Below are 13,630 nucleotides of genomic sequence, written 5' to 3'. Positions count from 1 at the left end.
TGTACCCGCGCAGTGGAGCATGATGATGCAGTTCTCTAAAATGCATGGCCTTGGCAACGATTTTATGGTCGTCGACGCGGTAACGCAGAATGTCTTTTTCTCCCCGGAGCTGATCCGCCGCCTGGCAGATCGGCATCTGGGCGTGGGGTTTGATCAGCTGCTGGTGGTCGAGCCGCCGTACGATCCCGACCTCGATTTTCACTATCGCATTTTCAATGCGGACGGCAGCGAAGTGTCACAGTGCGGCAACGGCGCGCGCTGCTTTGCCCGCTTTGTCCGCCTGAAAGGGCTGACCAACAAACGCGATATTCGCGTCAGCACGGCAAACGGTCGGATGGTGTTAAGCGTCACCGACGACGAGCTGGTGCGCGTGAATATGGGCGAGCCAAACTTCGAGCCTTCCGCCGTGCCGTTTCGCGCGAACAAAGCGGAAAAGACCTATATCATGCGGGCTGCCGAGCAGACAGTATTGTGCGGCGTCGTCTCGATGGGTAACCCGCACTGCGTGATTCAGGTGGATGATGTCGAAACCGCTGCGGTTGAAACGCTCGGCCCGGTGCTTGAGAGCCACGACCGTTTTCCTGAGCGGGCCAATATCGGTTTTATGCAGGTGGTGAAGCGCGAGCACATCCGTTTGCGGGTTTACGAACGCGGCGCGGGCGAAACCCAGGCCTGCGGAAGCGGTGCCTGTGCGGCGGTTGCCGTCGGCATCTCCCAGGGGTTACTGGCAGAAGAGGTTCGCGTGGAATTACCGGGCGGTCGTCTTGATATCGCCTGGAAAGGACCGGGTCAGCCACTGTATATGACAGGCCCGGCGGCACATGTCTATGACGGGTTTATCCATCTATGAAACAACCAGGGGAAGAACTGCAGGAAACGGTGATGGAGCTGGACGACAGCGCTGTTGTTGATTATCTGCTGAACAATCCTGAGTTCTTTATTCGCAATGCACGCGTCGTCGAACAGATGCGTGTGCCACATCCGGTACGGGGTACGGTGTCGTTGGTCGAATGGCACATGGCACGTGCGCGCAACCACATCCATCAGCTCGAAGAGAACATGACGATGCTCATGGAGCAGGCCAACAACAACGAGAGCCTGTTCTATCGGCTGTTGAACCTGCAGGCGCGTCTGGCCTCGGCGCACAGCCTTGATGAGTTCCTGAGCCGCTTTCATCGCTGGGCGCGCGAGCTGGGTCTGGCGGGCGCAACGATTCGTCTTTTCCCCGACCGCTGGCGTATCGGCGCGCCGTCCGGGTTTACCCATCTGGCGCTGAGCCGCCAGGCATTTGAACCGCTACGTATTCAGCGCCTCGGGCATGAACATCACTATCTCGGGCCGCTAAACGGACCAGAACTGCTGGTGGTCCTGCCGGAAGCGAAAGCCATTGGCTCGGTGGCGATGTCCCTGATGGGCCGTGAAGGCGACCTGGGCGTCATCCTGTTTACCAGCCGCGATGCCCATCACTATGAGCAAGGCCAGGGCACGCACCTGCTGCAGGAAATTGCGCTCATGCTGCCCGAGCTGCTGGAGCGCTGGATTGAACGCATATGACGGATGCCCTGCTTGCCACCGACGTCACGCGCTTTTTGCGCTATCTCGGTGTAGAACGCCAGCTTAGCCCTGTTACGCTGCTGAACTATCAGCGTCAGCTTGATGCCATCATGCAGATCGCCGATGAAATCGGCCTGAAAAGCTGGCAACAATGTGACGCCGCGACGGTGCGCGGGTTTGTGGTGCGTAGCCGTAAAAAAAAGTTAAGCCCTGCGAGCCTGGCGCTGCGCCTCTCTGCGTTACGCAGCTTTTTCGACTGGCTGGTCAGCCAGGGCGTCTTAAAAGCCAATCCGGCAAAAGGCATTGCCACGCCAAAAGCCCCGCGCCATCTGCCTAAAAATATCGATGTGGATGATGTGAATCGTCTGCTGGATATCGATCTTAACGATCCGCTGGCCGTGCGTGACCGCGCGATGCTGGAGGTGATGTACGGTGCCGGGCTGCGTTTGTCCGAACTGGTTAACCTCGACCTGAAACACCTCGATCTTGAATCCGGCGAAGTGTGGGTGATGGGCAAAGGCAGCAAAGAGCGCCGCCTGCCGATTGGCCGCAACGCGGTTTCGTGGATTGAACACTGGCTGGATCTGCGTGGGCTGTTTGGCGCGGAAGAAAATGCGCTATTCTTGTCGAAGCTCGGCAAGCGTATCTCGGCGCGTAACGTGCAGAAGCGTTTTGCCGAGTGGGGCATCAAACAGGGGCTGAACAGCCACGTTCACCCACACAAGCTGCGCCACTCGTTTGCGACCCACATGCTGGAGTCGAGCGGCGATCTGCGCGGCGTGCAGGAGCTTCTCGGCCACGCCAATTTATCGACCACACAAATCTATACCCACTTAGACTTTCAGCACCTTGCCTCGGTGTATGACGCGGCGCATCCACGCGCCAAACGGGGGAAATAATGCGTTTTTACCGCCCACTCGGCCAGATTTCAGCACTCACGTTCGACCTTGATGACACCCTGTATGACAACCGTCCGGTGATTTTGCGCACCGAGCAGGAGTCGCTGGCGTTTGTGCAAAACTACCATCCCGCATTGAAAACGATGCAGAACAAAGACTTCCAGCAGCTGCGCCAGTCCCTGCGCGAAACCGAGCCGGATATTTACCACGATGTGACCGAGTGGCGACGCCGTGCGGTTGAGCAGGCGATGCTCAACGCCGGGCTGAGCGCGCGCGACGCGGCGATTGGCGCTGACGCTTCGATGGCAAACTTCGCCAAATGGCGCAGCCGCATCGACGTGCCGCAGGAGACGCACGACACGCTGGCAAAACTGGCCGAAAAGTGGCCGCTGGTGGCCATCACCAACGGCAATGCCCAGCCCGAACTTTTTGGGCTTGGAGAGTATTTTCAGTTCGTGCTGCGCGCCGGCCCGCACGGGCGCTCGAAGCCGTTCAACGACATGTATCACCTGGCGGCGGAAAAGCTGAACCTGCCGCTCGGCGAAATCCTGCACGTTGGCGATGACCTGACCACGGACGTGGCGGGGGCGATCCGCTGTGGCATGCAGGCCTGCTGGATCAAGCCGGAAAATGCCGATCTGATGACCGCGTCCGACGGTCGTCTTCTGCCGCACATCGAAATTTCGCGGTTGGCATCCCTCACGACGCTGATATAATCATCAATTGTTCTGTATAAATTACCAGGGTTTTGCAGTTGGAGGCCCGGTAAGCGAAGCGCCACCGGGCGTTTTGCTCTGTTCCTGAATATTATGTGACGGTGCCAATGGACGTTTCTTACCTGCTCGACAGCCTTAATGACAAACAGCGTGATGCGGTAGCCGCAACGCGCACCAATATGCTGGTTCTGGCTGGAGCGGGCAGTGGTAAGACGCGCGTGCTGGTTCACCGCATCGCCTGGCTGCAGAGCGTGGAAAACTGTTCGCCATACTCCATTATGGCGGTGACGTTCACCAACAAAGCGGCAGCGGAGATGCGCCACCGTATCGCACAGCTGATGGGCACCAGCCAGGGCGGCATGTGGGTCGGGACCTTCCACGGCCTGGCTCACCGCCTGCTGCGCGCACACCATATGGACGCTAACCTGCCGCAGGATTTTCAGATCCTCGACAGTGAAGACCAACTGCGCTTGCTGAAGCGCCTGATCAAGGCGATGAATCTTGACGAGAAGCAGTGGCCGCCGCGTCAGGCAATGTGGTACATCAACGGTCAGAAGGACGAAGGCCTGCGCCCGCACCATATCCAGAGCTTTGGCAACCCGGTCGAGCAGACCTGGCAGAACGTTTACAAGGCCTATCAGGAAGCGTGCGATCGCGCCGGTCTGGTGGATTTTGCCGAGCTGCTGCTGCGCGCGCACGAGCTGTGGCTTAACAAGCCGCATATTCTCCAGCACTACCGCGAGCGCTTCACCAATATCCTGGTGGATGAATTCCAGGATACCAACAACATTCAGTACGCGTGGATCCGCCTGCTGGCGGGCGATACCGGCAAAGTCATGATCGTCGGCGATGATGACCAGTCTATCTACGGCTGGCGTGGGGCGCAGGTGGAAAACATCCAGCGCTTCCTCAACGATTTCCCCGGTGCGCAAACCATTCGTCTGGAGCAAAACTACCGTTCAACCAGCAACATTCTGAGCGCGGCTAACGCCCTGATCGAGAACAACAACGGGCGTCTGGGCAAAAAGCTGTGGACCGACGGCGTCGACGGCGAGCCGATCTCACTTTACTGTGCGTTCAACGAACTCGACGAAGCACGGTTCGTGGTGAACCGCATCAAGACCTGGCAGGACAACGGCGGCGCGCTGGAGCAGTGCGCCATTCTCTACCGCAGCAACGCCCAGTCGCGCGTGCTGGAAGAGGCGCTATTGCAGGTGAGTATGCCGTACCGTATTTACGGCGGGATGCGATTCTTCGAACGTCAGGAAATTAAAGATGCGCTGTCGTATCTGCGCCTGATCGCCAACCGTAACGACGACGCAGCGTTTGAACGCGTGGTCAATACGCCCACGCGCGGCATCGGCGATCGCACGCTTGACGTGGTGCGTCAGGCATCGCGCGATCGTCAGCTTACGCTGTGGCAGGCGTGCCGCGAGCTGCTGCAGGAAAAAGCCCTCGCCGGACGTGCGGCCAGCGCGCTGCAACGCTTCCTTGAGCTGATAGACGCTCTTGCGCAGGAAACCGCCGATATGCCGCTGCACGTGCAGACCGACCGCGTCATTAAAGACTCCGGCCTGAGAACGATGTACGAGCAGGAGAAGGGCGAGAAGGGCCAGACCCGTATTGAGAACTTAGAGGAACTGGTGACGGCAACGCGCCAGTTCAGCTACAACGAAGAAGACGAAGATCTGATGCCGCTGCAGGCATTCCTCTCCCACGCCGCGCTGGAAGCGGGCGAAGGGCAGGCGGACACCTGGCAGGATGCGGTTCAGCTGATGACCCTGCACTCCGCGAAAGGCCTGGAGTTCCCGCAGGTGTTTATCGTCGGGATGGAAGAGGGGATGTTCCCGAGCCAGATGTCGCTGGATGAAGGCGGACGCCTGGAAGAAGAGCGTCGTCTGGCCTACGTGGGCGTGACGCGTGCGATGCAGAAGCTCACGCTCACCTACGCCGAAACCCGCCGCCTGTACGGTAAAGAGGTGTATCACCGTCCGTCGCGCTTTATCGGTGAACTGCCGGAAGAGTGCGTGGAAGAGGTACGCCTGCGCGCCAGCATCAGCCGTCCGGTCAGCCATCAGCGTATGGGTGCACCAATCTCCGAAAACGACACCGGGTACAAGCTGGGCCAGCGCGTGCGCCACTCGAAATTCGGGGAAGGCACCATTGTGAACCTTGAAGGCAGCGGTGAACACAGCCGCCTGCAGGTGGCGTTCCAGGGGCAGGGGATCAAATGGCTGGTGGCCGCGTATGCGAAGCTGGAAACTGTGTAACTTTCAGAAAAATATCACTATTTTGTAATAATCTGCTAGCCTTATACGCTGGAGGTCAATTAATGCCCTTCCGCGTTCCGTTGCGTGTTGACGCCGCAGTTATTGCTGGCGTAACATGCGCGCACGATTACGCTAAGAGGACATTCGCCTTGGACACACCCAGTAGATACTGGCTCAATTCCCTGTCATCCAGGAACAACTCCTAAGGCTATCTCCTCATGCTGATGGCCTTAGTGGTTGTCAGCGACCTGCATTATTCCCGTCGCGCTGAGTCAGGCTGTTTAATGGTCTGAAACCCAAATCGTTTCTGTGTGCCCACCGAACTGTCCGATATTTTTTGCATTGGGAGTCCCGGTCATGTTGAGCGCATTTCAACTCGAAAAAAACCGACTGACTCGGCTTGAAGCCGAAGAGTCACAGCCCCTCATTGATGCCGTATGGGTGGATCTGGTCGAGCCGGACGACGATGAACGCCTTCGCGTACAATCTGAGCTGGGGCAAAGCCTCGCGACCCGTCCGGAACTGGAAGATATCGAAGCATCTGCGCGTTTTTTTGAAGACGAAGACGGTCTGCACATTCACTCCTTCTTCTTCTTTGAAGACGCCGACGATCACGCGGGGAACTCCACCGTGGCGTTTACCATCCGCGATGGTCGCCTGTTTACCCTGCGCGAGCGTGAACTGCCTGCGTTTCGTCTTTACCGTATGCGCGCCCGCAGCCAGGCGATGGTCGACGGTAACGCTTACGAGCTGCTGCTCGACCTGTTCGAAACCAAAATTGAACAGCTGGCGGATGAGATTGAAAACATCTACAGCGACCTGGAAAAGCTGAGCCGCGTGATCATGGAAGGCCATCAGGGCGATGAATATGACGAAGCGCTGTCAACGCTCGCGGAGCTGGAGGATATCGGCTGGAAGGTGCGCCTGTGTCTGATGGATACCCAGCGCGCCCTGAACTTTTTGGTGCGTAAAGCGCGCCTGCCGGGTGGCCAGCTGGAACAGGCGCGTGAGATCCTGCGCGATATCGAATCCCTTCTGCCGCACAACGAATCCCTGTTCCAGAAGGTCAACTTCCTGATGCAGGCGGCGATGGGCTTTATCAACATCGAGCAGAACCGCATCATCAAGATCTTCTCGGTGGTATCCGTGGTGTTCCTGCCGCCTACGCTTGTGGCCTCAAGCTATGGGATGAACTTTGAGTTTATGCCGGAGCTCAAGTGGAGCTTTGGCTACCCGGGGGCGATTATTTTTATGATCCTCGCCGGGCTGGCGCCGTATCTGTACTTTAAACGGAAGAACTGGCTTTGAGGATCCGCCCGGTGGCGCTACGCTTACCGGGCCTACAGAACGTGTAGGCCGGATAAGGCGCAGCTGCCATCCGGCAAAAAGGCGCTACAACCCTTTACGCACCCTGCGCTGGGTATAAATTGCATCCGCCACGAAAATCGCCAGTGCGACCCAGATGAAGGCGAACGTCACCATCTTATCCGCACCCGGCACTTCGCCGTAAAACACCACCGCCAGCAGGAACATCAGCGTCGGGCCGATGTACTGGAAGAAGCCGAGCGTCGAGAGGCGCAGGCGCGTAGCTGCGCCGGTGAAGCACAGGAGCGGGATCGTGGTGACCACGCCCGCCGCCATCAGCAGAACGTTAAGCGTCCAGGGGTTATTACCCATGTGGCTGGTGGCGCTGTCGGCAATGCCAAACAGGTAAATCGCGGCCACCGGCAGCAGCCACAGGGTTTCGAACAGCATACCGGTTTGCGCTTCAACGGCGATTTTCTTACGTACCAGCCCGTAGAACGCAAAGCTGAACGCCAGGCCTAAGGCGATAACCGGCAGCGAGCCGAAGGTCCAGAGCTGAACCAGCACGCCGCAGAAGGCCAAAATCACGGCCACCCACTGCATCCGGCGGAAGCGCTCGCCGAGGAAAATCATCCCCAGCACAATATTCACCAGCGGGTTAATAAAGTAGCCGAGGCTGGCTTCGAGCATGTGATGGTTATTCACCGCCCAGATAAACAGCAGCCAGTTGCCGCCAATCAGTACGGCAGACAGCGCCAGCAGAAAGACCTTCTTCGGCGTTTTCAGGAGCGTTTTAACGCCTGACCACTGACGGCTAACGCTCATCAGCGCGATCATAAAGAAAAACGACCAGATCACGCGGTGAGTGAGGATCTCATCGGCGGGCACATAGTGGATAAATTTGAAATAAGCAGGCGCGATGCCCCAAATAAAATAAGCGGCAAGGGCGAGTAAAACGCCCTGCCGCGTCTGTTTAGCATCCATCAGGAAAATCCGTTACAAAGTAGTGAGGCGATTTTACGCGATTTTGCCGTTTCAACCCACCATATAAGTGGCCGTTGCGCTGGCGATATACAGTTGTTCTTCGTTATGTAACTCGACGCGGGCGACGGCCACTTTGTTGCCCGCGCGGAGCAGGCTGCTGGTGCAGGTGAAGCGGTTTCCGCGCCCCGGACGCAGGTAGTCGACGCGTAAATCGATAGTTCCCATGCGCGATAAACGCTGACGCAGTTCATCCTCGTTAATGGTGTCATGGCGCGTCAGCGTACTGCCAACGCAGACCAGGCCTGCCGCGACGTCCAGCGCGGAAGCAATCACGCCGCCGTGCAATATGCTTTGCGCCCAGTTGCCCACCATCATCGGCTGATTATTGAAGCTCAGCTGGGCAAAAGCTTTCTCATAACGCTCCAGCTCCAGTCCAAGCGCACGGTTAAACGGCATGTGGTAAACAAAAATCTCGCCCACAAGTTTCAAAGCTTCGTCGGCGGTAAGCGTGGCAGACATGAGAAACGGCATCCTTATTGTTAATAAAATGTTGATTTTATGCTTCTGCAATAAGGAATTCCACTTTCAGAAACGAACAGGCGGAAGTTGGCGCGGAAGTATGTAGAATGTCCGGCACATAACTATTCACTCATTCTATATCTTTGCAGGAGAACACCACCGATGCGGACGTATCTGGGTTGGTTAATTGCGGCGGTTTCGCTGCCCCTCACAGCCTATGCGCAGGAAGCCACGGTTAAAAAGGTGCACGATGCGCCAGCCGTTCGCGGCAGTATCATCGCCAACCTGCTTCAGGAGCATGACAATCCGTTCACCCTTTATCCGTATGACACCAACTACGTCATTTACACCCAGACCAACGATCTCAACAAAGAGGCGATAAGTTCTTACAACTGGTCGGATAACGCGCGTAAAGACGAAGTGAAGTTCCAGCTAAGCCTCGCGTTTCCGTTCTGGCGCGGCATCGCCGGGCCTAACTCGGTGCTCGGTGCCTCTTATACCCAGAAATCCTGGTGGCAGCTCTCTAACCGTGGAGAATCGTCGCCGTTTCGTGAAACCAACTACGAGCCGCAGCTGTTCCTCGGCTTCGCAACCGATTATGAGTTTGCCGGCTGGACCCTGCGTGACGTTGAATTCGGTTTCAACCATGATTCCAACGGCCGTTCCGATCCCACCTCACGCAGCTGGAACCGCGCCTATACACGCCTGATGGCGCAGAACGGCAATTTCATGGTGGAAGTCAAACCATGGTACGTCGTGGGCGATACCGACGATAACCCGGATATCACCAAATATATGGGTTACTATCAGCTTAAAGTTGGCTATCAAATCGGTGACGCAGTGCTGAGCGCCAAAGGCCAGTACAACTGGAACACCGGCTACGGTGGCGCAGAACTGGGCTTAAGCTACCCTATGACTAAACACGTGCGTCTCTACACCCAGGTTTACAGCGGTTACGGCGAGTCGCTTATCGATTACAACTTCAACCAGACCCGCGTCGGTGTGGGCGTGATGTTGAACGATATTTTCTAAGCAGCACGAATGTTTTTGCGTTAAACGTTGAAGTTTCTCTCTCAGGCGCTGAAAATAGCGCCTGTTTTATTTTTGGCATATGGGGTTAATGTGGCGCAGGCGGAAGTATTGAATCAGGAGTCGCTGGCTAAACAGGTTTTGCATGAAACCTTTGGCTACCAGCAGTTCCGCCCCGGCCAGGAAACCATCATTGAAACCGTGCTGGAAGGCCGCGATTGTCTGGTGGTCATGCCGACCGGCGGCGGTAAATCGCTCTGCTATCAAGTACCCGCGCTGGTGCTTAACGGCCTGACGGTGGTGGTATCGCCCCTTATCTCGCTGATGAAAGACCAGGTTGACCAGCTGCTTGCCAACGGCGTGGCGGCGGCCTGTCTTAACTCCACGCAGACCCGCGAACAGCAGCAGGACGTCATGGCTGGCTGCCGTAACGGGCAGATCCGCCTGCTGTATATCGCGCCGGAACGCCTGATGCTGGATAACTTCCTCGATCACCTGGCGCACTGGAATCCGGTGCTGCTGGCGGTGGATGAAGCGCACTGTATCTCCCAGTGGGGTCACGATTTCCGTCCGGAATATGCCGCGCTTGGCCAGCTGCGTCAGCGCTTCCCCGAACTGCCGTTTATGGCGCTCACCGCCACCGCCGACGACACCACCCGCCTTGATATCGTTCGGCTGCTGGGCCTTAACGATCCGTTTATTCAGGTCAGCAGCTTCGACCGCCCGAACATCCGCTACATGCTGATGGAGAAATTCAAGCCGCTGGATCAGCTCTTACGCTACGTCCAGGAGCAGCGCGGCAAGTCGGGCATCATCTACTGCAACAGCCGTGCGAAGGTGGAAGACACCGCCGCGCGTCTGCAAAATCGTGGCTTTAGCGCCGCGGCCTATCATGCCGGGTTAGAAAACCACATCCGCGCCGACGTGCAGGAAAAATTCCAGCGCGACGATCTGCAAATCGTCGTCGCTACGGTGGCGTTCGGTATGGGGATTAACAAGCCCAACGTGCGCTTTGTGGTGCATTTCGACATTCCGCGCAATATCGAATCCTACTATCAGGAAACGGGCCGCGCCGGGCGTGACGGCCTGCCTGCGGAAGCGATGCTGTTTTACGATCCGGCGGATATGGCGTGGCTGCGCCGCTGTCTGGAAGAGAAGCCCCAGGGACAGCTGCAGGATATCGAGCGCCACAAGCTCAATGCGATGGGCGCGTTTGCCGAGGCGCAAACCTGCCGTCGTCTGGTGCTGCTCAACTACTTTGGCGAAGGGCGACAGGAGCCGTGCGGCAACTGCGATATCTGCCTCGATCCGCCGAAGCAGTACGATGGCCTGATGGACGCGCGTAAGGCGCTCTCAACCATCTACCGTGTGAATCAGCGCTTCGGGATGGGCTACGTGGTGGAAGTGCTGCGTGGCGCGAACAACCAGCGTATCCGTGATATGGGCCATGACAAGCTACCCGTCTACGGCATCGGCAAAGACCAGAGCCACGAGCACTGGGTCAGCATTATCCGCCAGCTGATCCACATGGGGTTTGCCACGCAAAACATTGCCCAGCACTCCGCGCTTCAGCTTACCGAAGCGGCGCGTCCGGTGCTGCGCGGTGAAATTGAACTCAAGCTCGCCGTGCCGCGCGTTATTGCCCTGAAGCCGCGTGTGATGCAGAAATCCTACGGCGGAAACTATGACCGCAAGCTGTTCGCCAAGCTGCGTAAGCTGCGTAAAGCCATTGCCGACGAAGAGAACATTCCGCCTTATGTGGTCTTTAACGACGCAACGCTGATAGAGATGGCCGAGCAGATGCCGCTCAGCGCCGGTGAAATGCTCAGCGTTAACGGTGTCGGCACGCGCAAGCTCGAGCGATTCGGCAAGGAGTTTATGGCGCTTATTCGCTCTCATGCCGATGGTGATGATGAGGAGTAGTCAGCCGGCCAAAAAAGTGCCAGTATGATGACTCACTGTATTATTTTCCCGCGAGCTAATTATGTTAATGCTATTTCTCACCGTGGCATTAGTGCACATCGTTGCGCTGATGAGCCCCGGCCCTGACTTTTTCTTCGTATCGCAAACTGCCGTCAGCCGCTCCCGCAAAGAGGCGATGATGGGCGTACTCGGCATTACCATGGGCGTCATGGTGTGGGCGGCGGTGGCGCTGCTTGGCCTGAACCTGATTCTGGCGAAAATGGCCTGGCTGCATAACATCATCATGGTCGGCGGCGGCCTGTATCTGTGCTGGATGGGCTACCAGATGCTGCGCGGCGCGCTGAAGAAAGAAGAGAAAAAACCGGAAGAGCCGAAGGTAGAGCTGGCGACCGGCGGCCGCAGCTTTGTGAAAGGGCTGCTGACCAACCTGGCGAACCCGAAGGCGATTATCTATTTCGGTTCCGTGTTCTCGCTGTTCGTGGGCGATAACGTCGGCGCAGGCGCGCGCTGGGGGATCTTCCTGCTGATCGTGGTAGAAACTTTTGCGTGGTTTACCGTGGTCGCCAGCCTGTTTGCGTTACCGGCCATGCGCCGCGGCTACCAGCGCATCGCGAAGTGGATCGACGGCTTTGCCGGAGCGCTGTTCACCGGCTTTGGCATCCACCTTATCATTTCTCGCTAAGCATGACGCGCTGACGCAAGCAGCGCGCCCACCAGCATAAACAGCGAACCAAACACCTTGTTCAGGGCCTTCATCTGTTTAGGCCCTTTAATCCACGCCGCAATCCGCTGGGCCAGCGTCGCGTAGCCAATCATCACGATGATATCGACAATGATGGTCGTCGCGCCGAGCACCACATACTGCATCACCTGTGGCTGATGCGGCACGATAAACTGCGGGAACAGGGCGGCAAGGAAGACGATGCTTTTCGGGTTAGTCAGGTTCACAAAAACCGCCCGTTTAAACAGACGTCCACGGGTTTGCGTCTGGGCGAGCGTGTTCAGGTCAATCGAGCCTGCCGCGCGCCACTGCTGAATCCCCAGCCAAATCAGGTATGCCGCACCGGCCCATTTCAGCACCTCAAATGCCAGCACCGAGCGGGAGAACAGCGTTCCCAGACCAATCCCCACCAGCACGATGTGGATGCCCAGCCCGGTTTGTAAACCGGCAATAGAGGCAACCGCGCCGCGATACCCGTGGTTAATAGAGGTGGTCATGGTGTTGATGGCGCCAGAGCCAGGAGAAAGGCTGAGGATGATGGATGTCAGCAGGTACGCGAACCACCACTCGAAGGTCATTTGAAGCTCCCGAATCGTCTGTTTTTATGCCACAATACGCTATTGTTGAGTCATTTTGTGACCGGTTACGAAAAAACGATATTCCTTGGCTTACGGGGGTGGAAACCCGATGTTTCAGCAGAAAAAGGACTGGGAAACTCGAGAAAACGCATTTGCTGCTTTCTCTATGGGGCCGCTGACCGACTTCTGGCGTCAGCGTGAGGAAGATGAGTTTACGGGCGTGGGTGATGTTCCGGTACGTTTCGTGCGTTTTCGCAACGAGAAAAACGATCGTGTGGTTGTCGTCTGTCCCGGACGCATCGAGAGCTATGTTAAATATGCGGAACTGGCCTATGACCTGGTTCACACCGGTTTTGATGTTCTGATCATCGATCACCGCGGGCAGGGGCTTTCCGGGCGCATGTTGCCGGACACCCATCGCGGCCACGTGGATAATTTCAGCGATTATGTCGACGATTTGGCCGCCTTCTGGCAGCAGGAAGTGGAGCCGGGCCCGTGGCGTAAGCGCTATATCCTGGCGCACTCTATGGGTGGCGCTATCTCTACGCTCTTTTTGCAACGCCATGAACAACAGTGCGATGCCATTGCGCTGACCGCGCCGATGTATGGCATTGTCATTCGTTTTCCTGACTGGATGGTGCGCCACATTCTCGACTGGGCTGAGGGCCATCAGCGCATTCGAGAGGGGTATGCCATCGGCACAGGGCGGTGGCGTGCGCTGCCGTTTGCCATCAACGTGCTGACCCACAGCCGGCAGCGCTATCGCCGTAATCTGCGTTTTTATGCCGATGAACCACGCTTGCGCGTCGGTGGCCCTACCTGGCACTGGGTGCGGGAAGGTATCCTTGCGGGTGAACAGGTGCTGGCAGGCGTGGCGAATGACGCCACCCCGACATTGTTAATCCAGGCGGAAGAGGAGCGTGTGGTCGATAACCGCATGCATGACCGCTTTTGTGAACTGCGCGCCGCCGCCGGACACCCTTGTGAAGGGGGTAAACCGCTGGTCATAAACGGCGCGTACCATGAGATCCTTTTCGAAAAGGACGACATGCGCTCAGTCGCGCTTAACGCCATCGTTGAATTTTTCAACAGGCATAACTGATTCTTGTTTTTTTACCAGAGGTTGAAATCC

The 13,630-nt window shown here is 57.3% G+C and carries 14 protein-coding genes; 11 read left to right on the top strand and 3 right to left on the bottom strand.

Annotation, left to right across the window (positions count from 1 at the left end; translation table 11 throughout):
* Positions 1–25 precede the first annotated feature (25 nt).
* From dapF to corA, 7 genes are all read left to right on the top strand, one after another.
* Positions 26–850: a diaminopimelate epimerase gene (dapF, locus tag ACWKX3_RS22115; protein WP_042322730.1), complete on the top strand. Its 825-nt coding sequence runs from the start codon at positions 26–28 to the stop codon at positions 848–850.
* Positions 847–1,554, top strand: a complete 708-nt coding sequence (locus ACWKX3_RS22110) for a DUF484 domain-containing protein (RefSeq protein ID WP_088209479.1) — start codon at positions 847–849, stop codon at positions 1,552–1,554. The genes dapF and ACWKX3_RS22110 overlap by 4 nt, the downstream gene beginning before the upstream one ends.
* Positions 1,551–2,453 carry a tyrosine recombinase XerC gene (gene xerC, locus ACWKX3_RS22105; RefSeq protein ID WP_006179239.1) on the top strand — a complete coding sequence of 301 codons (903 nt, stop codon included), beginning with the start codon at positions 1,551–1,553 and terminating at the stop codon, positions 2,451–2,453. Before ACWKX3_RS22110 ends, xerC begins: the two co-directional genes overlap by 4 nt.
* Positions 2,453–3,169 carry a 5-amino-6-(5-phospho-D-ribitylamino)uracil phosphatase YigB gene (gene yigB, locus ACWKX3_RS22100; RefSeq protein ID WP_006179240.1) on the top strand — a complete coding sequence of 239 codons (717 nt, stop codon included), beginning with the start codon at positions 2,453–2,455 and terminating at the stop codon, positions 3,167–3,169. The genes xerC and yigB overlap by 1 nt, the downstream gene beginning before the upstream one ends.
* A 107-nt stretch (positions 3,170–3,276) precedes the next feature.
* Entirely contained in the window at positions 3,277–5,439 is a 2,163-nt protein-coding gene (gene uvrD / locus ACWKX3_RS22095) for a DNA helicase II (RefSeq protein WP_006179241.1), read from the top strand.
* A gap of 149 nt (positions 5,440–5,588) precedes the next feature.
* A complete protein-coding gene (ysgD, locus tag ACWKX3_RS22090) occupies positions 5,589–5,645 on the top strand; it encodes a YsgD/CorL family protein (protein WP_212743980.1) in 57 nt (18 codons plus the stop codon).
* A 151-nt stretch (positions 5,646–5,796) separates the two neighbouring features.
* Entirely contained in the window at positions 5,797–6,747 is a 951-nt protein-coding gene (corA, locus tag ACWKX3_RS22085) for a magnesium/cobalt transporter CorA (RefSeq protein WP_006179243.1), read from the top strand.
* Positions 6,748–6,831: 84 nt separating this feature from the next.
* Here corA and rarD read toward each other — a convergent pair whose 3' ends face one another.
* Both rarD and yigI read right to left on the bottom strand, forming a co-directional pair.
* Positions 6,832–7,728, bottom strand: coding sequence for an EamA family transporter RarD (rarD, locus tag ACWKX3_RS22080; RefSeq protein ID WP_006179244.1), 897 nt, complete (start codon positions 7,726–7,728; stop codon positions 6,832–6,834).
* Between the two features lie 51 nt (positions 7,729–7,779).
* Positions 7,780–8,247 carry an acyl-CoA thioesterase YigI gene (yigI, locus tag ACWKX3_RS22075; protein WP_058610830.1) on the bottom strand — a complete coding sequence of 156 codons (468 nt, stop codon included), beginning with the start codon at positions 8,245–8,247 and terminating at the stop codon, positions 7,780–7,782.
* Positions 8,248–8,409: 162 nt separating this feature from the next.
* On the opposite strand from yigI, the gene pldA reads away from it, so the two are divergent.
* The 3 genes from pldA to rhtC all read left to right on the top strand — a co-directional run bounded on the left by pldA (position 8,410) and on the right by rhtC (position 11,881).
* Positions 8,410–9,279, top strand: a complete 870-nt coding sequence (gene pldA, locus ACWKX3_RS22070) for a phospholipase A (RefSeq protein WP_006179246.1) — start codon at positions 8,410–8,412, stop codon at positions 9,277–9,279.
* Between the two features lie 90 nt (positions 9,280–9,369).
* Positions 9,370–11,199: an ATP-dependent DNA helicase RecQ gene (gene recQ, locus ACWKX3_RS22065; RefSeq protein ID WP_058610829.1), complete on the top strand. Its 1,830-nt coding sequence runs from the start codon at positions 9,370–9,372 to the stop codon at positions 11,197–11,199.
* A 61-nt stretch (positions 11,200–11,260) separates the two neighbouring features.
* Positions 11,261–11,881 (top strand): threonine export protein RhtC, encoded by a 621-nt coding sequence (gene rhtC / locus ACWKX3_RS22060; RefSeq protein WP_220710913.1) that lies wholly within the window; start codon positions 11,261–11,263, stop codon positions 11,879–11,881.
* Here rhtC and rhtB read toward each other — a convergent pair.
* Positions 11,878–12,498 (bottom strand): homoserine/homoserine lactone efflux protein, encoded by a 621-nt coding sequence (rhtB, locus tag ACWKX3_RS22055; RefSeq protein ID WP_006179258.1) that lies wholly within the window; start codon positions 12,496–12,498, stop codon positions 11,878–11,880. The genes rhtC and rhtB overlap by 4 nt on opposite strands.
* Before the next feature lie 109 nt (positions 12,499–12,607).
* Here rhtB and pldB point away from each other — a divergent pair, with 109 nt between their 5' ends.
* Positions 12,608–13,600, top strand: coding sequence for a lysophospholipase L2 (gene pldB / locus ACWKX3_RS22050; protein ID WP_454542488.1), 993 nt, complete (start codon positions 12,608–12,610; stop codon positions 13,598–13,600).
* Positions 13,601–13,630 lie beyond the last annotated feature (30 nt).

The organism is Enterobacter sp. UPMP2052, assembly GCF_053709675.1.
This window is presented reverse-complemented; position numbering and strand designations above follow the sequence as displayed.

Excerpts from the sequence above, each read along its gene's own strand:
- dapF (WP_042322730.1), top strand. The coding sequence starts at position 26 with ATGCAGTTCTCTAAAATGCATGGCCTTGGCAACGATTTTATGGTCGTC.
- ACWKX3_RS22110 (WP_088209479.1), top strand. The coding sequence starts at position 847 with ATGAAACAACCAGGGGAAGAACTGCAGGAAACGGTGATGGAGCTGGAC.
- xerC (WP_006179239.1), top strand. The coding sequence starts at position 1,551 with ATGACGGATGCCCTGCTTGCCACCGACGTCACGCGCTTTTTGCGCTAT.
- yigB (WP_006179240.1), top strand. The coding sequence starts at position 2,453 with ATGCGTTTTTACCGCCCACTCGGCCAGATTTCAGCACTCACGTTCGAC.
- uvrD (WP_006179241.1), top strand. The coding sequence starts at position 3,277 with ATGGACGTTTCTTACCTGCTCGACAGCCTTAATGACAAACAGCGTGAT.
- corA (WP_006179243.1), top strand. The coding sequence starts at position 5,797 with ATGTTGAGCGCATTTCAACTCGAAAAAAACCGACTGACTCGGCTTGAA.
- rarD (WP_006179244.1), bottom strand. The coding sequence starts at position 7,728 with ATGGATGCTAAACAGACGCGGCAGGGCGTTTTACTCGCCCTTGCCGCT.
- yigI (WP_058610830.1), bottom strand. The coding sequence starts at position 8,247 with ATGTCTGCCACGCTTACCGCCGACGAAGCTTTGAAACTTGTGGGCGAG.
- pldA (WP_006179246.1), top strand. The coding sequence starts at position 8,410 with ATGCGGACGTATCTGGGTTGGTTAATTGCGGCGGTTTCGCTGCCCCTC.
- rhtC (WP_220710913.1), top strand. The coding sequence starts at position 11,261 with ATGTTAATGCTATTTCTCACCGTGGCATTAGTGCACATCGTTGCGCTG.
- rhtB (WP_006179258.1), bottom strand. The coding sequence starts at position 12,498 with ATGACCTTCGAGTGGTGGTTCGCGTACCTGCTGACATCCATCATCCTC.
- pldB (WP_454542488.1), top strand. The coding sequence starts at position 12,608 with ATGTTTCAGCAGAAAAAGGACTGGGAAACTCGAGAAAACGCATTTGCT.